Origin of the sequence: Nonomuraea pusilla, assembly GCF_900109355.1 — a bacterium.
Classification (GTDB): domain Bacteria; phylum Actinomycetota; class Actinomycetes; order Streptosporangiales; family Streptosporangiaceae; genus Nonomuraea; species Nonomuraea pusilla.
In genome coordinates this window covers 1-20084 of sequence record NZ_FOBF01000041.1, presented here as the reverse complement: position 1 = coordinate 20084, position 20084 = coordinate 1, and the positions used below count along the sequence as shown (strand labels likewise).

Sequence of the window (20084 nt, the reverse complement as noted above, 5' to 3'; positions counted from 1 at the left end):
ATGAGGTCTCCCACCACGAGAGTGGGTAAGGCCCCCGGTAGACGACCGGGTTGATAGGCCGGAGGTGGAAGCATGGTAACGTGTGGAGCTGACCGGTACTAATAGGCCGAGGACTTGACCATAAAGCTTTTCTTGCTCGCGTCCGCTACGCAATTCTGAGACAGCAAACGGTCTCATGGTGTTGCGGTGGTTATGGCGGGAAGGAAACACCCGGTTACATTCCGAACCCGGAAGTTAAGCTTCTCTGCGCCGATGGTACTGCACTCGGGAGGGTGTGGGAGAGTAGGTCGCCGCCGCACAAACTTTAGATGAGAAAGGGCCTCACGCCTACGCGTGGGGCCTTTTTTCATTTGTGTCGGTCCCTGTGCCGGCTGGAGAAGGCGGGCCACCCCGGCGCAGGGCTGAAGCGTCCTCGGCAGGGCTGAAGCGTCATCGGGCGGTGGGGCGTACACGGGCGGTGGGGCGTACAAGGGTCTGCGTGGCCGCCTGGTGAGTGCGTGAGACGGCGATGTCTGTGTTTCGCTCGGGATGTCGAGGGCCAGGTTCAGTGCGCGGCGTTCGCGTCCCGTCAAGGGCAGGCGTGGGCCCGTTCTGGGGTGGCGGTAGCGTAACGGCCACAGGTGAGATCATCTTGCCGGGCCGGGGAGGCATCGCATGCTGGACGAGCAGGGGAAGACGCGGGTTGGCCGGGCGGCGTTACGTCCGCGACTGGTGGCTCTTGGTTGGGACTATCTTGTGATCGCCGGCTGGCTGGCCCTGCTGGCCGCCGTGTTCGTCCCGCTGCGCCTCGCGGGAGTGGTGGTGTTCGATGGGCTTGGGATGGTGGGCACCGACCTTCTGATCACTGCGCTGAGCGTGCTGCCGGCCGGAGCCTATCTGGCGATCGGCGAGGCGGGGCGGCACCAGGCCACATGGGGCAAGCGACGAGCAGGGCTCGTCGTGGCCACCACCACCGGGAAACGGCCCGGCGCGGCGCGGATCGTGGTGCGCGATGTCGTGAAGTTGCTGCCCTGGCAGTGCGGTCACATGGCGGTGTCCCGGCTGTCAGGCGGTCACGAAGTGATCGTCGCCATGCCCTTCCTGGTCGCGGCGTACGCACTGGCGGGGATCTCGATCGTGCTGCTGCTGGTGCGCCGCGACCGGGCCGCCCTGCACGACGTCGTGGCGGGCACCCGAGTCGTACCGTCGCCGTCGTGACATCCGGACGGGGCCCCCGTTCCTGATCGACTGGCTGTCGTTCGCACCCGCGGCGCCCTCGGCTCCCGGGTCTGCGCGCCCTTCAGGGCCGGGGCCGCTGCTCCGAGGACGGTCTGCCGGCCCTGGCCGAAGCCCAGGACATGACGCCCCGCCCACGCGGGCGCCGGGGACGCGCTCCGGCGTGCCGCGGGTCGATGTGAGAGGGCCACCCTTGCTGACGGCAGGGGTGGCCCTCTCTGCGTTCACGGGTTGCTTCGTCCGTGTTCGCGGGCTACTTCGGGAGGACGAGCAGGGCGTCGCCGACGCCGCGTTCCACGCCGTCCGACGGGCGGTTGACGAGCTTGCCGTTCACCACCATCGCGGTGGAGCCGCCGCCGTCGAGGTTGATGGCCTGGGTGGCGCCGAGCCAGCGCATGAGCTGGGCCGCTTCGGTGAAGTTGGCGCCGACGGTGACGCCGGGCTGGCGGCCGTCGACGGTGGCCAGGATGAGGCTGCCGTTCTTGGTGGTGCCGAGCAGGGTGCGCGGGTGGCGGCGCAGGATCATGTTCACGGAGTCGTGGCCGTCGCGCTTGGCCGTGATGTGGACGCGGCCGTTGCGGACGAGCCCGACGCCGCCGGCGATGACGTTCAGGTCGGGGGTGAGGGCGAGCGCCTTGCCGGTGCGCAGGTCGACGACCTTCTGGTCGACCTTGACCGTCCAGCCTTCCCAGGCGTGCTCGTTCAGCCAGTCGGAGGCGGCGCCAGCGCCGTGCAGCACGCGCATGCCCGCGGGTACGGCGGAGCCGGACGGGCGCAGGGTGACGACCTTGCCGTTGGCGTCGAGGACGACGTCGGAGCCGCTGTCGTTGGGCGTCTTGGCGCCGTACTCCTCGGTGTAGAGGACGAGTTCGTCGGTCGCGGCGGCGCGGTTGACGCCGTTGACGGTGAGCTTCTCGCCGTCCTGCGAGATCGCGGTGACGGTGGTCTTCAGCTCGGTGATGCGGGCCGTGCGGCCCTTGAGCACCACGGCGGAGCGGCCGGGCACGGCCTCGCTCAGCAGCCTGCCGCCGACGACGGAGAGGCCGACGGGCTCGCCGCGCAGGTTCTTCGCGGTGTGGATGTTGAAGAAGCCGCCGTTCACGCCGACCAGGGCGTTGCGGTCCTTGGCCATGGCCGAGACGGTCTCGCGCGCGGCGACGCTCTTGCCGAGGGTGGCGCCGTACGAGCCGCGGAACGTCTTCGCGTCGATCATGACGACCTTGACGTCCCAGGGGCCGGTGGTCTTGAGGCCGTCGTCGCCGAGGTAGTCGACCTTGACCTTGAGGCCGCCGTCCTTGAGCGTCTTGGCCATCTCGTCGGCCTTCGCCTTGTCCTTCAGCGGCCAGAGGCCGACGCGGACCATGTAGACGATCTGCTCGGGGGCGTCGGCGACCTGGGGCCGCACGACCTTCTGCACACTGGGGGTCTCGCCCAGCGCCTCAACCTCGGCCGCCTTGGCCTGCGCGGTCTCCTGCATCCCGTAGTCGCGTCCGCTCGGCATGAGGACGGTCACGGTGTACCCGTCGGTGGCCGTGCCCGCCTTCACGTCGTACAGGTCGATGCCCTGCGTGACGGCGGTGGCGGTCTTGGTCGGCACGGTCGCGTCGCCCAGCGGGAACTTCGCCGACGGGAACGTCACCGAGAGCGGTGCGGCGGCGGCGGGCAGGGTGGTGACCGTGAGGGCCGCGGCTACGGCCAGGCCGCCGGCAAGGGTACGTCGAGACATGAACTCTCCAGAGGGCGGATGACGGACCGCACCATCCTGGCGAGATCATGGCCCTGGAGGCGGGGAAACCACGCTATTGGCGGTGAGTGGTTACAAGATTGACATCACCGCGTATACACTGTGCGTATGACCAACGCCTGCATGTGGTGGCGGCCGGTAGACGGCCGCTGATCTCGCATGCACGGGCCGTCCTGAAGGGCGGCCCCGGCAGGCGGCTTCCTCAGGGACGGCGACGACTGAGGAAGGAACCATCATGAGTGACGTGGTACTCACTGGTGACAGGCCGACCGGGCAGCTGCACCTGGGGCACTACTTCGGCACCCTGGCCAATCGCGTGGCCCTGCAGGGCGTCCACCCCATGTACGTGCTGATCGCGGACTACCAGGTGATCACCGACAGGGACACCCCGGGGGAGATCCAGCGCAACATCACCGAGCTGCTCCTCGACTACCTGGCGGTCGGCCTCGACCCGCGGCAGGTGACGATCTTCCAGCACAGCGCCGTCCCCGAGTTGAACCAGCTGCTGCTGCCGTTCCTGAGCCTGGTGTCGGTGGCGGAGCTGAGCCGTAACCCCACGGTCAAGGACGAGATCGCGCACAGCTCGCAGAGTGCCGTCAGCGGCCTGATGTTCACGTATCCGGTGCACCAGGCGGCGGACATCCTGTTCTGCAAGGGCACGCTGGTGCCGGTCGGCAAGGACCAGCTTCCGCACCTGGAGGTGACGCGGCTCGTCGCGCGGCGCTTCAACGAGCGGTACGGCCAGGTGTTCCCCGAACCGCAGGCGATGATGGGCGCGAGCCCGATGCTCAGGGGCCTGGACGGCGGGAAGATGAGCAAGAGCAGGGGCAACGCGATCACGCTGGCGGCCACGGAGGACGAGACGGCGGCGCTCATCCGCAAGGCCCGCACCGATGCTGACCGGCTGATCACGTTCGACGAGGAGCACAGGCCGGAGGTGGCGAACCTGCTCACGCTGGCGGGGCTGTGCCTGGGCCGTCCCCCGCAGGAGATCGCTGAGGAGATCGGCGACGGCGGGGCCGTCACGTTGAAGCGGGTGGTCACCGACGCGGTGAACGACTTCCTGGCCCCCATCAGGAAGCGGCGGCGCGAGCACGGCGAGGCGGACGCCCGCGAGGTGCTGGCGGAGGGCAACGAGCGCGCCAGGGAGCGGGCGATCGCCACCCTGGACGAGGTCAGGGCCGCGATGGGCTTCTAGGGCCTTCCAGGGCCGACGGTCCCGGACCTGCGGCCCTCAGGGGGGCCCACGCCTTTCTGCTCCGGGGCCCGTGGAGCTCAACCCGGTGAGGTGGAGGGGCAGGAAGCTGCACGGCGGCGTGGCGTGCCGGTCGCCATGTCAGTGCGGTGACGGCGCCGTATCAGCGTGGTCGGCGATGGTGAATGCCATCAGGACCGGAGATCGAACACGCTGAAGGAGATCCATGATGAGTCACCGCTTCTCTGCCGCCGGGCTGCGCCGGGTGCGTGAGGTGCTGGTCCGGCATGTGGAGTCCGGGAGGATTCCCGGGGTCGTCGCGCTGGTCGGCCGGGGTGAGGACACGCATGTCGAGGCGATCGGGACGATGCGTCACGACGGTGGCGCGCCGATGCGCCGCGACACCATCTTCCGGATGGCGTCCACCTCGAAGCCGGTCACGGTGGCCGCGGCCATGGTGCTGCTGGACGAGTGCCGGCTGCGGCTGGACGATCCCGTCGACGCGTGGCTGCCGGAGCTGGCCGACCGGCGGGTGCTGACCCGGATCGACGCCCCGCTGGACGACACCGTGCCGGCGCGGCGGCCGATCACCGTGCGGGACGTGCTGACCTCCACCTTCGGGCTCGGCATGGACTTCACCTCCCTGGGCACCCCGATCATGAACGCGATCTTCGAAGGGGGGTTGACGCCGAACCTGCCCGAGCCGATGCCCGAACCGGACGAGTGGATGCGCCGCCTCGGCGAGCTTCCGCTGATGCACCAGCCCGGGGAGCGCTGGCAGTACCACATCAGCAGCGACCTGCTCGGCGTGCTGGTGGCCAGGGTCACCGGCCGGCCGTTCGAGACGTTCCTGCGCGAGCGCCTCTTCGCCCCCCTCGGCATGGCCGACACGGGCTTCCACGTACCGGCCGGTGAGATCGACCGGCTGCCGGCGCTGTACGCCCCCGACCCGGGCACCGGGGAGTTCCTGGTGTGGGACGAGCCCGAGGGCGGCCGCTGGAGCCGCCCCCCGGCGTTCCCCAGCGGTGGGGGCGGGCTGGTGTCCACGGTGGACGACTACCACGCCTACTTCCGGATGCTGCTCAACGGCGGCGTCCACCAGGGTGAGCGGATCCTGTCGCGGCCGGCGGTCGAGCTGATGACGACCAACCGGCTGACCGCCGAGCAGACCGCCGCCCGCGACAGGATGGCGCGCGAGGCCGTGCACATCTCCTTCGGTCAGGGTCAGCACGGCGGGTGGGGGTTCGGGATGGCGGTGCGCACCTACCGGGGCGACTACGCGCCGGTGGGCCAGTTCGGGTGGGACGGCGGCAGCGGCTGCTCGACCTACGCCGACCCGGGCAACCAGCTCGTCGGGATCCTGCTCACCCAGCTCGGGGCGTCGGTTCCGAATGCGATGCACCTGATGCACGACTTCTGGAACACCCTCTACCAGGCCATCGACGACTGACACATCGACCTGACGCACCGACGGGCCCCGGCGAGGCGGGCTCAGCGGCCCTCGCGGCGGAACGACTCCAGGGCGAGCAGGGCGACGTGCAGCGACAGGCACGACTCGACGTCGTCGAGGTCGGTGTCGAGGATGCGTTCGAGGCGGCGCAGGCGGTCGTAGAAGGCGGGCCTGGACAGGTGGGCCTTCTGGGCGGCGACCGCCTTGTTGCGTCCGGCGTCGAGGTAGATGCGCAGGATCCTGGTCAGGTCGCCGCCGCGCTGCGCGTCGTGCGCGAGCAGCGGGCTGAGCTCGCGTTCGGCGAACGTCTGGAGTCTCGCGTCGTCGCGCAGCAGGTGGAGCAGGCCGCGCAGGCGCAGGTCGGGCAGGCGGTAGTAGGCCCGGCCGTCGGGCTGGCGGACGGCGACGTCCGCCACCTGTTCGGCTTCGAGGAAGCTGCGGCGTACGTCCCTGATGGATTCGACGACGGAGCCGGCGGCGAGCACGAACCCGCCGCTCGGCCACAGCATGCGCAGGCGTTCGGCGAGCGCGCCGAGGGCGGGTTCGGCCTTGGTGCGGGGCGGCAGCGGCAGCAGGACGCCGACGCGTTCCTGGTCGAGCGCGCCCACCAGGGCGGGCAGGCGGGCGTCGCGGCAGGCGGCGGCGGTGGCCTCGGCCAGCTCGCCGAGCTGAGCCTGACCGTCGAGCGCCTGGTCGAGCGGGTCGGTGGGCCGGATGACGACGCTGATGAGCTTGCGCCCGGTGAGGGGGACGCCGACGGCGCGGGCCCGCGCGGCGGCCTCGTCGGGGTCGGCGTAGGCGTGCGTGAGGATGCCCGCGATGATCGTGCCGTGGGCCTGGCGTTCCAGCGACTCCTGGTGGCGTTCGAGGAGACGGCCGAGGGCGAGAGTGGTGGCGGCGCGTTCGGCCAGCACCATGAGCCGCGGCGTCGGCGGGGTGTCGCAGAGGACGATGAGGCGGCCCCAGTCCTGGCCGCGGGCGCCCACCATGGTGACGAGCCAGCCGGACGCCTGGTCGTACGCGGTGCGTTCGGCGGGGGCGACGGCCCTGGATCTGGTCTCCCACCCGGCGAGGAGCGCTCCGGCGTCGCGTCCGGCCGACTCGAAGGCCAGCACCTGGTGGGCGAGGTTCTCCAGGAGCACGGGCCGTCCGGCGAGCCGGGCGGCCTGCGACAGCACGGCGGCGGGGGAGGCGCCCTCGACGGACAGCTCGGTGAACACCTCGTGGAGCTGCTCGGACGCCCGCAGCTCCTCCAGCTGGTTGTCGATGATCCAGGCGTGCACCGACTCGGTGATCTGCACGAACGGCGTCTCGCGGGTGAGCACGATCACCGGCAGGCCGTGCTCCTCGGCCGACTTGACGACGGCGCGGGGCAGCTCGCGCACGAACCGGCGGCCGAGCTCCACGATCAGCCCTGACGCGCCCACGGTGGCGAGCTCGCCGATGTAGTCGGCGAGCTTCTCCGGGTCCTGGGGCAGGGCGACGCCGGTGGTGAGCACCAGCTCCCCGCCGCGCAGCAGGTGGGCGATGTCGGCGATCTCGCCGACGTGCACCCACCGCACCTTGCTGTCGAGCCGGTCCGCGCCGGCGACCACGCGCGGGTTCCCCCGGCGCACGGTCTCCAGGGCGAGGACGTCGGCGATGGTGGGTAGCACGGGGCAGAGCCTAGCTGATCAGAATGTTAAAACGGACAATCAACCGATTACATTCTGTTACCGGTTGAACTCCTCTTCGCGGTACTCGCGGCGGGGCTCGCGCACCCGGAGCTCGACCCGGCGGATCTTGCCGGAGATGGTCTTGGGCAGCTCGCCGAACTCCAGCCTGCGCACCCGCTTGTACGGCGCCAGCTCCCGGCGGCAGTGCTGGAAGATCGCCCGGGCGGTCTCCTCGTCCGGTTCGTACCCGGGGGCGAGCGTGACGTACGCCTTGGGCACCGCGAGCCGCACCGGGTCGGGGGCGGGTACGACGGCTGCCTCGGCCACGGCCTCGTGCTCCAGCAGCACGCTCTCCAGCTCGAACGGCGAGATGCGGTAGTCGGACGCCTTGAACACGTCGTCGGTCCTGCCGACGTAGGTGATGTAGCCGTCGTCGTCGCGGGTGGCCATGTCGCCGGTGTGGTAGTAGCCGTCGCGCATCGCCTCGCCGGAGCCGCCGACGTACCCCGCCATGAGGCCCATCGGGCGCGGGTCGAGCGGCAGGCAGAGCTCGCCGTCGTCGCCGGGCTCGCCGGTGTGCGGGTCGAGCAGCACGACGTCGTAGCCGGGCAGCGGGCGGCCCATGGAGCCGGGCTTGAGCGCCTCGCCGGGGACGTTGCCGATCTGCGCGGTGGTCTCGGTCTGGCCGTAGCCGTCCCTGATGGTGATGCCCCACGCCTTCGAGACCTGGTCGATGATCTCGGGGTTGAGCGGCTCGCCCGCGGCCACGGCGGTGCGCAGCGGCAGCCGCCAGGCGGTGAGGTCCTCCTGGATGAGCATCCGCCAGACGGTCGGCGGGGCGCAGAAGGTGGTGACGGCCTCGTCGCGCAGCACCTCCAGCAGGGCGGGCGCGGAGAAGCGCTGGTAGTCGTGGATGAGCACGGTGGCCCCGGCGTTCCAGGGGGCGAAGACGTTGCTCCACGCGTGCTTGGCCCAGCCGGGCGAGGAGACGTTGAGGTGCACGTCGCCGGGGCGCAGGCCGATCCAGTACATCGTGGACAGGTGGCCGATCGGGTAGGAGGCGTGCGTGTGCTCGACCAGCTTCGGCTGGGAGGTGGTGCCGGAGGTGAAGTACAGCAGCAGGGTGTCGCCGGCCCGGGTGGGGACCTCTGGCGTGAAGGTGGTGTCCAGCTCGTACGCCTCGTGGAAGGGCAGCCACCCGTACGCGTCGCCGACGGCGATCCTCGTGTACTCGCCCTGGTCGAACTTGCCGGCGTCGGAGGCGTTGGCGATGACGTGCGCGACGCCGCCCCTCTCGACGCGCTCGGTGATGTCCTTGGCGGTGAGCAGCGTGGTGGCGGGGATGATGACGGCGCCGAGCTTCATGGCGGCGAGCAGCGCCTCCCACAGCTCGGCCTGGTTGCCCAGCATGAGCAGGACGCGGTCGCCGCGGTTCACCCCCTGCTCGCGCAGCCAGTGGGCGACCTGGCTGGAGCGCGCCGACAGCTCGGCGAACGTGTACGACACCGGGCCCGACTCGCCGCCGACGATCCTGAGCGCCACCGCGTCGGGGGTCTCGGCCGCGAGGACGCCGTCGAACCAGTCAAGCGCCCAGTTGAACTCGGCCGGCTCGGGCCAGCGGAACTCGCGCCGCGCGGTGGCGTAGTCGGCGCTCAGCAGGAAGTCACGGGCCATGCGGAAATCGCTCATGTGCGGATCCTGCTACGTCACCAGCCGCCGCTCAAGGCCGTCGAGCATCGAGTGCAGGCCGAACGCGAAGCACATCTCGCGCACCTCGCGCGTGTCGAGCGCGGAGGCGGCGTTCATGCTCTCGGCCAGGCCGGGGTGGTCCTTGACGACGTGCTCGACCAGGGAGCGCACGTCGGCGTCGGTGAGCTCGCTCTCGGCGTACTTGACCTGCCAGGCCAGCTCGGGGATGGTCATGCCGAAGACGTACGCCGTCATGGTGGAGGTGGCGTAGTCGATCTCCAGGCCCTGGAAGCCGGCCTCCTGGAAGGTGGCGCGCAGGCGCGAGGTGAAGCCGAGCGCGTGGGGGCCGAGGGCGGGCACGCGGCCGAGCAGGTCGGCGACCCAGGCATGCCTGAGCATGACGCGGCGCATGCCGTGGGCCGCCGCGACGGTGACCTCACGCCAGCGGGCGCCGGACGGCTCGGGCAGCTCGATCTCGCCCCAGATCTCGTCGTAGGCGAGTTCGAGGAGTTCGTCCTTGTTGGCGACGTACCAGTAGAGGCTGGTGGCGCCTGCCATGAGCTTGGCGCCCAGCTTGCGCATGCTCAGCCCGTTGAGCCCTTCGGCGTCGAGGAGCTCGACGGCGGCGCGGACGATCTCCTCGCGGCTGCGGCCAGGGCTCGTTGACCTGCGCGGTTCGCGCAGCCAGACGGAGGAGAACGACTTGCCGGTCATCCTCCAAGGATAAATCCACTCGCACACTGTGCGAGGCTGGTCGTACAGTGTGCGAGTGGACTCGAACACCGTACGAGACCCCCGACGCTGGTGGGTGCTCGTCGTACTCTGTCTTTCGCTGCTGGTGCTGTCGATCGACGGCACCGTGCTCAACCTGGCCATCCCGTCCCTGATCGAGGAGCTGGGGGCCACGCCGTCCGACATCCAGTGGATCCTCGACGCGTACGTGCTGGCCTTCGCCGGGCTTTTGCTCACCGCGGGCAGCCTGTCCGACCGGTACGGCCGCAGACGCTTCCTCGTCGTCGGCCTGGCCCTGTTCGGCGGCGCCTCCATGCTGGCCGTGATCGCCTCCGAGCCCTGGCAGGTGATCGGCGCGCGGGCGCTCATGGGCGTGGGCGGCTCGATCCTCATGCCCTCGACGCTGTCGATCCTCATGACCGTCTTCGACGAGGAGGAGCGCCGCAAGGCCATGGCCATCTGGGGCGGCGTCGCCATGATCGGCGTCATCGCGGGCCCCACGCTGGGCGGCTTCCTGCTGGAGCACTACTGGTGGGGCTCGGTCTTCCTGCTGAACGTGCCCGTCGCGGCCCTCGCCATCGCCGCCGCGTACGCGCTGATGCCCGAGACGCGCGGCGGCGGCCGCAGGCTCGACCCGGTGGGCGTCGTGCTGTCGATCGCGGGACTCACCTCGGCCGTGTACGTCATCATCGAGCGGGAGTGGAACCCGCTGGTCATCGCGCTGGCCGTCGTCACCCTGACGGCGTTCGTCGTCTGGGAGCTGCGCTCGGAGCACCCGATGCTGCCGCTCGCGCTGTTCAGGAACCGCGACTTCAGCGGCGCGTCCTTCTCGATCCTGCTGATGTCGTTCGGCGCCGGGGCCGTCATGCTGATGCTCAGCCAGTACCTGCAGTTCGTGCTGGGCTACGGTGAGTTGCAGGCGGGCCTCGCCATGCTGCCCTACGCCGCCGCCGCGACCGTCTTCAACGGGGTCGGGGCGGGGCTCGGCAAGCGGGTCGGCAACCGGATGCTGGTCGCGTCCGGGCTGCTCGTCATGGCCGCCGGGTTCGTCGTGATGGCCACGGGCGACGGCTACCCGTCACTGGCGACAGGGCTGGTCGTCATGGGCATCGGCGGCGGGCTGGCCGGGCCCGCGGCGTACACGTCGCTGATGGGGGCGATCCCGCTGGAGCACGCGGGCGTCGGCTCCGCCATGAACGACACCGTCCAGCAGGTGGGGCTCGCGATGAGCATCGCGGTGCTGGGCAGCGTCCTGGCCGGGGTGTTCACCGCCGAGATGCCGCCGGACGCGCCGGCGGCGGCGCGGGAGTCGATCGGCGTGGCCCACCAGATGGGCTTCGGCGAGGTGGCCGGGGAGGCGTTCACCACGGCCATGCACGTCGGGTCCTGGGTCGGGGCCGGCTTCACCCTGGCCGCCGCGCTGCTCGCGTTCGCCGTGCTGCGCTCGGGCCGGCCGGCCGCGCCCGCCCCGGCCCCCGAGGAGAGCGCCCCTGCCGTGTGACCTCTCGTGCCGGGCCGGGTCTACCGCACCCGAGGCTCGCGCATGCGCTCCAGGCTGTCGAGCTTGTGCGTCCGCTCGTCGTGGCCGATCTGCCGCAGCAGGTCGGCCACCGAGCGGTGGCGGCCGTACTCGGCGCCGTACGTGCCCGGGTCGGGCAGGTGGTCGAGCTCCGGGTGGGCGGCCACGAACTCCATGTACTCGTGCTCGGCGTGGTCCTCGAACTCGGCGTTCAGCCGGTAGCTCCAGTCGGGCCTGACGAGGAACAGCATCCACGAGACGTGGTAGTAGAAGAACGCGATCAGCCAGGGCGCCACCTTGTGGAGCAGCAGGCTCTGCCGCTGGCCCGCCCGCTGCACCAGGTCCTGCATGATCAGCAGGTGCCACTGCTCGTTGTCCTGGTCGGCGCGGGCCTCCACGATCCGTTCGAAGACCCGCCTGGCCAGCGCCGAGCGGCCGGCGTGCCGGTGCACCGCCCAGTAACCCATGCGCTCCCACGCCTGGTACGGCACGCGGGCGATCGTCTCCAGCATCGCGAACTTCGTGTACGAGCCCTCCTTGCCGTACAGGAGGTCGACCGGCTTGAACATCATCCTGGCGAGCAGGCCGTAGGCCATGCGCGGCGTGGCCAGCGTCTCGTGCTGGGCGCGCAGCAGCGCGTCGCGGTCGAGCCTGGGCGGCCCGGCGGGCGCCGCGGGGCGGTCGTCGAGGAGGGCGGTTCCCGTGCCGTTTCCCATGCGATCTGTCATGGGTCGATGGTCGCCGCCGGGCCTGGCCTTCGTCGTCGTCCGGCGGTCGTCATTCCGCGGCCCTCCGGTACGCCCTCAGGCGCACGGGACATCCCCTAGGGGTCAGGTTTGAAAAGTCCTTATGTCTTGACATATGGTGAGTGCGCGGCAGAGACCGGAGATGACAGCGTGTAAGGCGATTTTGCCGCTCGCCGACAGGCTGTAGGTGGGAGGACGCGTGGGAGAACGGGATACTCAGAACATGTCGGAGCTTCTCGCGCGCCACCGGGCCGTCATGCCCAACTGGCTGGCCCTCAACTACAACGAGCCCATCGAGATCGTCAGCGGCAAGGGCAACCGCGTCGTCGACGCCGATGGCAACAGCTATCTGGACTTCTTCGCCGGCATCCTGACCAACATGATCGGGTACGACGTGCCGGAGGTGCGCGAGGCCGTCGAGCGTCAGCTCGCCACCGGCGTCGTCCACACCAGCACCGTGTACCTGCTGCGCGGTCAGATCGAGCTGGCCGAGAAGATCGCGCGGCTGTCCGGCATCCCCGACGCCAAGGTCTTCTTCACCAACTCCGGCACCGAGGCCAACGAGACGGCGCTCCTGCTGGCGACGTACGCCCGCAAGAGCGACCAGGTCCTCGCGATGCGGCAGAGCTACCACGGCCGCAGTTTCGGCGCCCTCAGCGTGACGTCCAACCGGGCGTGGAAGAACAACTCGCTGTCGCCGCTCAACGTGCACTTCCTGCACGGCGCCGACCGCCACCTCACCCAGTTCAAGGGCCTGTCGGACGCCGACTACATCAAGGCCTGCGTGGACGACCTGCGCCACGTGCTCGCCACGTCCGTCTCCAACGACGTGGCCGCGCTCATCGCCGAGCCCATCCAGGGCGTGGGCGGCTTCACGATGGCCCCCGACGGGCTGTTCGCCGCCTACAAGGAAGTGCTCGACGAGCAGGGCATCCACTTCATCTCGGACGAGGTGCAGACCGGCTGGGGACGCACCGGCAGCGCCTTCTTCGGCATCCAGAACCACGGCGTCACGCCCGACATGATCACGTTCGCGAAGGGGCTGGGCAACGGCTTCGCCGTCGGCGGCGTCGTCGCGCGCGGCGACCTCATGGACGGCCCGCACGCCGTGGGCCTGGCCACCTTCGGCGGCAACCCCATCTCGATGGCCGCCGCCAACGCCACCCTCGACTACGTCCTCGACCACGACCTGCAGGCCAACGCCGCCAGGACCGGCGCGATCATCATCGACGGCCTGCGCGAGGCGGCCCGGCGCCTGCCGATCGTCAAGGACGTGCGCGGCAAGGGCCTGATGTTCGCCGTCGAGCTGGAGAACCCCGCCCAGGCGGCGCGCTTCATGGAGGAGAGCAAGAAGGGCGGCCTCCTCGCCGGCAAGGGCGGCCTGTACGGCACCGCCATCCGCATGGCCCCGCCGCTCACCCTCACCGAGGACGAGGCACGCGAGGGCCTGGGGATCATCGTCAACGCACTCGAAGTCATCAACGCAGAGGCAGCTCAGTGAAGTCAGTCAAGCACTGGATCGACGGGGCTCTCGCGGACGGCGACACCAGCCGTACCGGCGAGCTCTACAACCCGGCCACCGGCGAGGTGAGCGGCAGCGTGGCGATGGCCTCGGCGGCCGACGTCGACGCCGCCGTCGCCGCGGCCGTCGCCGCGTTCCCCGCCTGGCGGGACGCGTCGCTGGTCAAGCGGGCGCAGGTGCTGTTCAGGTTCCGCGAGCTCATGTACGCCCACCGCGATGAGCTGGCCGCGTTCATCTCCTCCGAGCACGGCAAGGTGCACAGCGACGCGCTCGGCGAGGTCGCGCGCGGCCTGGAGGTCGTGGAGTTCGCCTGCGGCATCCCGCACCTGCTCAAGGGCGGCTTCTCCGAGGGCGTCTCGACCCGCGTGGACTCCTACTCGATCCGCCAGCCGCTCGGGGTGGTGGCCGGCATCACGCCGTTCAACTTCCCGGCGATGGTGCCGATGTGGATGTACCCGATCGCGATCGCCTGCGGCAACGCGTTCGTGCTCAAGCCGTCCGAGAAGGACCCGTCGGCGTCGCTGCTGATGGCGCGGCTGTGGCAGGAGGCAGGGCTGCCCGACGGCGTGTTCAACGTCGTGCAGGGCGACAAGGTGGCCGTGGACCGGCTGCTGGAGCACCCGGACGTGCGCGCGGTGTCGTTCGTCGGCTCCACCCCGATCGCGAAGTACGTCTACGAGACCGGCACCGCGCACGGCAAGCGGGTGCAGGCGCTGGGCGGCGCCAAGAACCACATGCTGGTGCTGCCGGACGCCGACCTCGACCTGGTGGCCGACTCGGCCGTCTCGGCCGGGTTCGGCTCCGCGGGCGAGCGCTGCATGGCGATCTCCGTGGTGCTCGCGGTCGACCCGGTCGGCGACGAGCTCGTCCAGAAGATCGTCGAGCGGGTGGAGCGGCTCACCATCGGCCCCGGCGACGACCCCGCGTCGGAGATGGGCCCGCTGGTGACGGCGGCGCACCGCGACAAGGTGGCCTCCTACCTCGACCTCGGGGTGGAGGAGGGCGCCAAGCTCGTCGTGGACGGCCGCGAGACGCCGGTCGCGGGCGGCGGCAAGGCCGCCGAGACGCCGGGCTTCTGGTTGGGCCCGACCGTGCTGGACCACGTGCCCGTCGGCTCGCGCACCCACACCGAGGAGATCTTCGGCCCGGTGCTGTCGATCGTGCGGGTCGGCTCGTACGAGGAGGGCCTTGAGATCATCAACGGCGGCGAGTACGGCAACGGCACGGCGATCTTCACCAACGACGGCGGGGCCGCGCGGCGCTTCCAGAACCAGGTGGAGGTCGGCATGGTCGGCATCAACGTGCCGATCCCGGTGCCGATGGCGTTCTACAGCTTCGGCGGGTGGAAGGCGTCGCTGTTCGGCGACACGCACGTCCACGGCGCGGAGGGCGTCCACTTCTACACGCGGGGCAAGGTCGTGACGTCGCGCTGGCTCGACCCGTCGCACGGCGGGGTGAACCTGGGCTTCCCCACGAACAAGTAACCCACCCCTCACGGGCCGGGGCGGACGTCGTCCCTCCCGGCCCGGTGGCCGGTAAGCTCCACCACACCGGACAAGGGGGGACATCGTGAATCGCCGTCGCACATCCGTCGTGGCGCTGGCCGTGGCGGCGCTGACCGCGGGCACCGCGGCGGCCCCGGCCCCCGCGCAGGCGGGCGGCGCCCGCGCGGCTGCCCCCACCTCGACGCCCACCCCCACCCCGACGGTGTCGCCCACCCCCAGCCCCACGCAGAGCGACGGCACGCTGCAGATCCTCACCTACCGCGGGTACGCCGAGTACGGCGGCGTCAGCTCCCGGGTGAACTGGGTGGGCTCGTTCGAGAAGGAGACGGGCTGCCGCATCGCCAGGCTGGAGACCGTCCAGACGGCCGAGGAGATGGCGGCCAGGGTCGCCCAGCGGCCCTACGACGTGATCTCCGCCGGGCCCGCCCTGCTCGGGAGCCTCGTCGAGAACCGCCAGGCGCAGCCCGTCGACCCGGCCAAGATCGACGGGTGGCAGGACATCCCCAAACGCTTCCGCGACCTCGCCACGGTCTCCGGCAAGGCGTACGGGGTGCCGTACCTGTGGGGCTACCACGAGTTCCTGTACGACGCGAGCCGGGTGAAGGGCGGCGACGTCGAGGAGGCGTTCACCTCCGAGCGCTCCGCGCTCAGGAACAGCCCGATGACCATCGCCGACGCGGCGCTCGCGCTCGGCGACGACGAGCCGTACGAGCTGGGCAAGGACCGCCTGGGCGAGGCCGTGCGCCTGCTGGAGCAGGCCAAGGGGCGTACGTACTGGCAGAACCCGGTCGACCTGGTCAAGGGGTTCGCCACGGGCGATCTGGACTACGCGCAGGCCACGCCGTACTACCGGGTGCTGCTGCGCAAGGCCGGCCTGCCGGTGAAGACGCTCGACGCGAAGAGGACCACCGGGTGGGTGGACTCGTGGGTGCTCGGGGCGAACCTCCCCGACGTCACCTGCGCCTACCGCTGGATCAACTGGATGACCCAGGCGGGCACCCAGCGCGACGCCGCCGCCTGGACCGGGCTGGCCCCCGCCAACGTCAAGGCGTGCAAGGGGCGGGCCAGGCCGGTCTGCGAGATGTACGGCGCCGGTCCGGCGCCGACGGGCGCTCGGGCCAAGGACCAGGACAAGCGGCTCGACCGCGTGCTGTTCGCGGTGCGCCCGCCGGGCGGCTGCAAGGGCGGCGCGGCCAAGTGCGTGCCGTACGCGACGTGGACGGAGCGCTGGGACGCCCTCGTCCCCTGACGTCCGACTCTCGGCGGCAGCCGCCCCCGACCTGCTGCGACGCCCCGGAGCCTTCCGCTCCGGGGCGTCTTGCCGTCTCCGGGAAGATTCTGGGACGAAACATTCGACTGAATGACCAGTCAGTGAGTATGGTTTGTCCATGAGAATCCTTCTTGTCGGCGCCGGTGGCGTCGGCTCCGCCGTTGTCCCCATCGCCGCCCGCCGCCATTTCTTCGAACACATCGTGGTGGCCGACTCTCAACAGAGCCGGGCGGCCCGAGCGGTCGCCAAGGTGGACGACCCGCGCTTCAGCGCCATCCAGCTCGACGCGTCCGACCGCGCCCAGGTGGTGGCCGCGCTCCGCGAGCACCGCTGCGACGTGCTGTTCAACGCGGTCGACCCGCGCTTCACCATGCCCCTGTTCGAGGCCGCGCTCGAAGCCGGGGCCCACTACCTCGACATGGCCATGTCGCTGTCCAGGCCGCACCCCAGCGACCCGTACAGCAGGCCCGGCGTCAAGCTCGGTGACGAGCAGTTCGCGCTCGACGGCGCCTGGCGCGAGTCGGGCAGGCTCGCGCTCGTCGGCATGGGCGTCGAGCCCGGCCTCGCCGACGTTTTCGCCCGCTACGCCGCCGACCACCTGTTCTCCAGCATCGACGAGATCGGCATCAGGGACGGCTCCAACCTCGTCGTCGACGGCTACGACTTCGCCCCCACCTTCTCCATCTGGACCACCATCGAGGAGTGCCTCAACCCGCCCGTCGTCTGGGAGGACGGGCAGTGGCGCACCACCGAGCCGTTCAGCGAGCCCGAGGTGTTCGACTTCCCCGAGGGCATCGGGCCGGTCGAGTGCGTGAACGTGGAGCACGAGGAGGTGCTGCTGGTGCCCCGGTGGGTCCAGGCCCGTCGCGTCACCTTCAAGTACGGGCTCGGCGAGGAGTTCATCGGCGTGCTCAAGACCCTGCACAAACTGGGCCTCGACAGCGCCCAGAAGATCAGGGTGGGCGGGACCGAGGTGGCGCCCCGCGACCTCGTGGCCGCCAGCCTGCCCGACCCGGCCGGCCTCGGCGACCGCATGCGCGGCAAGACCTGCGCGGGAACCTGGGTGAAGGGCACCGGCAAGGACGGCGCCCCCCGCGAGGTGTACCTCTACCACGTCGTGGACAACGCCTGGTCCATGCAGGAGTACGGCTCCCAGGCGGTCGTCTGGCAGACGGCGATCCACCCGGTCGTCGCGCTCGAACTCGTCGCGACCGGCGCGTGGAGGGGGAGCGGGGTGCTCGGGCCCGAGGCGTTCGACGCCGTGCCCTTCCTGGACCTGCTGCGCGAGTACGGCTCGCCCTGGGCGATGCGCGACTCCGCGCTCGCGCTGAGCGTCTAGCGGCGGGGACGGTGCCCTAGCGGACGGGGAAGGCCACCACGTCGGCGAGGGGGGCGGGCAGCAGGGCGTCGGCGCAGTCGGCGCAGGCCAGGACGGCGCAGTCGTCGGGCAGGCGGCCCACGCGCACCCGCGGCCGGGGCCACCGCTTGTGGCAGACGACGCAGGCGTCCCCCTCGCGCTGGGCCCAGGTCAGGCCCTCAGGGTCGAAGGTCACCGCGCTCCGTGCCGTCCTGGTCGAACCCCAGCTCATCTGGCTCCCCGCACCGCTCGCCCAGCCACATGTCTGCTCCGTTATAACCCCGGCCGCGCCCGTGATCGTCTAGCTGAGCGTCAAGCCAGAGTGAATTCTCTACCCGCCTGACGTGAGGTACACCAACAAAATCGGGCATCCAGCCGCAAGCTGGATGCCCGATTCGTACGGTCTTCTACAGGCCTGAGATGGCCTTCTCCAAAATCCCCAGACCCTCCTCAAGCAGGTGCTCGGGGATGACCAGCGGCGGGAGGAAGCGGAGCACGTTGCCGTACGTGCCCGCGGTCAGCACCAGCAGGCCCTCGGCGTGGCAGCGCTTGACGATCTCCTGCACCGCGGCCGGGTTCGGCTCCTTCGTGCCCGGCTTGACCAGCTCGATCGCGGTCATCGCGCCGCGGCCGCGCACGTCGCCGATGATCGGCGAGCGCTCCTGCAGCGCCTTCAGGCGGGGAAGCATGATCTCGCCGATGCGGCGGGCCTTGGCGACCAGGTCCTCCGCCTCGATGGTCTCGATGACGCCGAGCGCCGCCTCGCAGGCCAGCGGGTTGCCGCCGTACGTGCCGCCCAGGCCGCCCGCGTGGACCTTGTCCATGATCTCGGCCCGGCCCGTCACCGCCGCGAGCGGCAGGCCGCCCGCGATGCCCTTCGCGGTGCAGATGAGGTCGGGGACGATGCCCTCGTCCTCACAGGCGAACAGGTGACCCGTGCGGGCGAAGCCCGTCTGCACCTCGTCGGCCACGAACACGATGCCGTTCTCGCGGCAGAACTCCACGATCCGCGGCAGGAAGCCCTTGGCCGGCTCGATGAATCCGCCCTCGCCGGCGATCGGCTCGATCACCACGGCGGCCACGTTCTCCGCGCCGATCTGCTTGTTGATCATGTCGATGGCCTGCTCGGCGGCCTCCTGCGCGCAGTTCTCCGGGCCCGTCGGCCAGCGGAACGGGTACGCGAGCGGCGCCCGGTAGACCTCCGGCGCGAACGGGCCGAAGCCCTGCTTGTACGGCATGTTCTTCGCCGTCAGCGTCATGGTCAGCAGCGTGCGGCCGTGGTAGCCGTGGTCGAACACCACGACGGCCTGGCGGCCCGTCGCGTGCCTGGCCACCTTGACCGCGTTCTCCACGGCCTCGGCGCCCGAGTTCACCAGGAACGTGCGCTTGTCGTGGTCGCCCGGGGTCAGGGCGTTCAGCTTCTCGCACACCTCGACGTACGACTCGTACGGGGTGACCATGAAACAGGTGTGGGTGAAGTCGGCGACCTGGCGCTGCACGCGCTCGACCACCTTCGGCGCGGCGTTGCCCACGTTCGTGACGGCGATGCCGGAGCCGAAGTCGATGAGGGAGTTCCCGTCGGCGTCCTCCACCACGCCGCCGCCGGCGCGGGTGACGAAGACCGGCAGCGTCGTGCCGATGCCGGTGGGTACGGCGGCCTGCTTGCGGGCCAGCAGCTCCTGCGACTTGGGACCGGGGATCGCGGTGACGACGCGACGCTCCTGCGGAATGCTCATGCACTGAACGGTATGTGGGCCTCCGACCTGCTCCGATACGTCGATATGGCACACTGGGGGTGCTCACCTTTGCCGGAATGGACAAACGCGGAATGGCGCCTTCGCTCGGGACCCTCGTACGACGGATGGGGCTGCGGCCTCTGGCCGGAGCGCTCGACGCGAAAGTGCGGTGGGTGGCGGTCAGCGAGCTGGAGGACCCGACGCCGTTCCTGGAAGGGGACGAGCTGCTGCTGACGACGGGCATGCGGCTTTTTGGCGATTTTTCGGCATATGTTGACCGATTGGTGGCGCGGGGCGTCGCCGGGCTCGGCTTCGGCGTCGGCCTGTCGCACGAGCACGTGCCACCCGCGCTCGTCTCCGCCGCCGAGGCCGCGGGGCTGCCGCTGCTGGAGGTGCCGCGCGAGACGCCGTTCATCGCGATCGGCAAGGTCGTCAGCGAACTGCTCGCCGCCGAACAGTACGACGAGATCACCCGCGCGTTCGCCGCGCAGGGCCGGCTCACGCGGGCCGCGCTGCGCCCCGAAGGCACGCACGCCGTCATCGACCGGCTCGCCAAGGAGATCGGCGGCTGGGCCGCACTGCTGGACGAGACCGGCGAGGTCCGCCACGCGACCCGCGGCGCCCAGACGGAGGCGGTGGCGACCGCCCTCACCCGCCTCCTCACCCCGACCGGACCCCCGGCCCCGGAGCCCCCAGCCCCAACGCCGCCGCCAGCACCCCCCCACAACCCAGCACCCCCCCACAACCCA

General features: G+C 70.7%; 16 protein-coding genes and 2 rRNA genes. 11 read left to right on the top strand and 7 right to left on the bottom strand.

Features of this window, described 5'->3' with window-relative positions:
• From BMX74_RS41985 to BMX74_RS41975, 3 genes are all read left to right on the top strand, one after another.
• Positions 1–122: ribosomal RNA gene (locus BMX74_RS41985) — 23S ribosomal RNA — on the top strand; the annotation flags it as partial.
• 60 nt (positions 123–182) lie between these two features.
• A 5S ribosomal RNA gene (gene rrf, locus BMX74_RS41980) occupies positions 183–299 on the top strand.
• Between the two features lie 355 nt (positions 300–654).
• Entirely contained in the window at positions 655–1197 is a 543-nt protein-coding gene (locus tag BMX74_RS41975; protein ID WP_091106021.1) for an RDD family protein, read from the top strand.
• A gap of 271 nt (positions 1198–1468) precedes the next feature.
• On the opposite strand, the gene BMX74_RS41970 is transcribed toward BMX74_RS41975, so the two are convergent.
• A complete protein-coding gene (locus tag BMX74_RS41970; protein ID WP_091106019.1) occupies positions 1469–2941 on the bottom strand; it encodes a phosphodiester glycosidase family protein in 1473 nt (490 codons plus the stop codon).
• Between the two features lie 253 nt (positions 2942–3194).
• Here BMX74_RS41970 and trpS point away from each other — a divergent pair, with 253 nt between their 5' ends.
• On the top strand, positions 3195–4157 hold the full coding sequence (trpS, locus tag BMX74_RS41965; protein WP_055503700.1) for a tryptophan--tRNA ligase: 963 nt from the start codon (positions 3195–3197) through the stop codon (positions 4155–4157).
• Between the two features lie 223 nt (positions 4158–4380).
• On the top strand, positions 4381–5604 hold the full coding sequence (locus tag BMX74_RS41960; RefSeq protein WP_091106018.1) for a serine hydrolase domain-containing protein: 1224 nt from the start codon (positions 4381–4383) through the stop codon (positions 5602–5604).
• Positions 5605–5645: 41 nt separating this feature from the next.
• Here the strand turns inward: BMX74_RS41960 and BMX74_RS41955 are convergent, their stop codons facing one another.
• From BMX74_RS41955 to BMX74_RS41945, 3 genes are read right to left on the bottom strand one after another with little or no spacing between them, the layout of a single operon-like run.
• Positions 5646–7259, bottom strand: coding sequence for a PucR family transcriptional regulator (locus BMX74_RS41955; RefSeq protein WP_055503698.1), 1614 nt, complete (start codon positions 7257–7259; stop codon positions 5646–5648).
• 57 nt (positions 7260–7316) lie between these two features.
• Positions 7317–8948, bottom strand: coding sequence for an AMP-binding protein (locus BMX74_RS41950; RefSeq protein ID WP_091106016.1), 1632 nt, complete (start codon positions 8946–8948; stop codon positions 7317–7319).
• A gap of 12 nt (positions 8949–8960) precedes the next feature.
• Positions 8961–9662 carry a TetR/AcrR family transcriptional regulator gene (locus BMX74_RS41945; RefSeq protein ID WP_055503696.1) on the bottom strand — a complete coding sequence of 234 codons (702 nt, stop codon included), beginning with the start codon at positions 9660–9662 and terminating at the stop codon, positions 8961–8963.
• A gap of 55 nt (positions 9663–9717) precedes the next feature.
• Between BMX74_RS41945 and BMX74_RS41940 the strand changes: the two genes are divergently transcribed.
• Entirely contained in the window at positions 9718–11181 is a 1464-nt protein-coding gene (locus BMX74_RS41940) for an MFS transporter (protein WP_055503695.1), read from the top strand.
• A gap of 20 nt (positions 11182–11201) precedes the next feature.
• Here the strand turns inward: BMX74_RS41940 and BMX74_RS41935 are convergent, their stop codons facing one another.
• Positions 11202–11927, bottom strand: a complete 726-nt coding sequence (locus BMX74_RS41935; RefSeq protein ID WP_091106014.1) for an alternative oxidase — start codon at positions 11925–11927, stop codon at positions 11202–11204.
• Between the two features lie 241 nt (positions 11928–12168).
• Between BMX74_RS41935 and BMX74_RS41930 the strand changes: the two genes are divergently transcribed.
• From BMX74_RS41930 to BMX74_RS41915, 4 genes are all read left to right on the top strand, one after another.
• The gene (locus tag BMX74_RS41930) at positions 12169–13446 is read left to right on the top strand and encodes an aspartate aminotransferase family protein (protein WP_055503693.1); all 1278 of its coding nucleotides are present in this window, start codon (positions 12169–12171) and stop codon (positions 13444–13446) included.
• Positions 13443–14951 (top strand): CoA-acylating methylmalonate-semialdehyde dehydrogenase, encoded by a 1509-nt coding sequence (locus BMX74_RS41925; protein ID WP_055503692.1) that lies wholly within the window; start codon positions 13443–13445, stop codon positions 14949–14951. The genes BMX74_RS41930 and BMX74_RS41925 overlap by 4 nt, the downstream gene beginning before the upstream one ends.
• 85 nt (positions 14952–15036) lie before the next feature.
• On the top strand, positions 15037–16221 hold the full coding sequence (locus BMX74_RS41920; RefSeq protein ID WP_143078971.1) for an extracellular solute-binding protein: 1185 nt from the start codon (positions 15037–15039) through the stop codon (positions 16219–16221).
• A 139-nt stretch (positions 16222–16360) separates the two neighbouring features.
• A complete protein-coding gene (locus tag BMX74_RS41915; protein ID WP_055503690.1) occupies positions 16361–17581 on the top strand; it encodes a saccharopine dehydrogenase family protein in 1221 nt (406 codons plus the stop codon).
• 16 nt (positions 17582–17597) lie between these two features.
• On the opposite strand, the gene BMX74_RS41910 is transcribed toward BMX74_RS41915, so the two are convergent.
• The gene (locus tag BMX74_RS41910) at positions 17598–17831 is read right to left on the bottom strand and encodes a hypothetical protein (protein WP_055503689.1); all 234 of its coding nucleotides are present in this window, start codon (positions 17829–17831) and stop codon (positions 17598–17600) included.
• A 175-nt stretch (positions 17832–18006) separates the two neighbouring features.
• A complete protein-coding gene (gabT, locus tag BMX74_RS41905; protein ID WP_091106011.1) occupies positions 18007–19335 on the bottom strand; it encodes a 4-aminobutyrate--2-oxoglutarate transaminase in 1329 nt (442 codons plus the stop codon).
• 92 nt (positions 19336–19427) lie between these two features.
• On the opposite strand from gabT, the gene BMX74_RS41900 reads away from it, so the two are divergent.
• A partial coding sequence (locus BMX74_RS41900; protein ID WP_177227749.1) for a PucR family transcriptional regulator ligand-binding domain-containing protein occupies positions 19428–20084 on the top strand: 657 nt, incomplete at its 3' end.

Excerpts from the sequence above, each read along its gene's own strand:
- BMX74_RS41975 (WP_091106021.1), top strand. The coding sequence starts at position 655 with ATGCTGGACGAGCAGGGGAAGACGCGGGTTGGCCGGGCGGCGTTACGT.
- BMX74_RS41970 (WP_091106019.1), bottom strand. The coding sequence starts at position 2,941 with ATGTCTCGACGTACCCTTGCCGGCGGCCTGGCCGTAGCCGCGGCCCTC.
- trpS (WP_055503700.1), top strand. The coding sequence starts at position 3,195 with ATGAGTGACGTGGTACTCACTGGTGACAGGCCGACCGGGCAGCTGCAC.
- BMX74_RS41960 (WP_091106018.1), top strand. The coding sequence starts at position 4,381 with ATGATGAGTCACCGCTTCTCTGCCGCCGGGCTGCGCCGGGTGCGTGAG.
- BMX74_RS41950 (WP_091106016.1), bottom strand. The coding sequence starts at position 8,948 with ATGAGCGATTTCCGCATGGCCCGTGACTTCCTGCTGAGCGCCGACTAC.
- BMX74_RS41945 (WP_055503696.1), bottom strand. The coding sequence starts at position 9,662 with ATGACCGGCAAGTCGTTCTCCTCCGTCTGGCTGCGCGAACCGCGCAGG.
- BMX74_RS41935 (WP_091106014.1), bottom strand. The coding sequence starts at position 11,927 with ATGACAGATCGCATGGGAAACGGCACGGGAACCGCCCTCCTCGACGAC.
- BMX74_RS41930 (WP_055503693.1), top strand. The coding sequence starts at position 12,169 with ATGTCGGAGCTTCTCGCGCGCCACCGGGCCGTCATGCCCAACTGGCTG.
- BMX74_RS41915 (WP_055503690.1), top strand. The coding sequence starts at position 16,361 with ATGAGAATCCTTCTTGTCGGCGCCGGTGGCGTCGGCTCCGCCGTTGTC.
- BMX74_RS41910 (WP_055503689.1), bottom strand. The coding sequence starts at position 17,831 with ATGAGCTGGGGTTCGACCAGGACGGCACGGAGCGCGGTGACCTTCGAC.
- gabT (WP_091106011.1), bottom strand. The coding sequence starts at position 19,335 with ATGAGCATTCCGCAGGAGCGTCGCGTCGTCACCGCGATCCCCGGTCCC.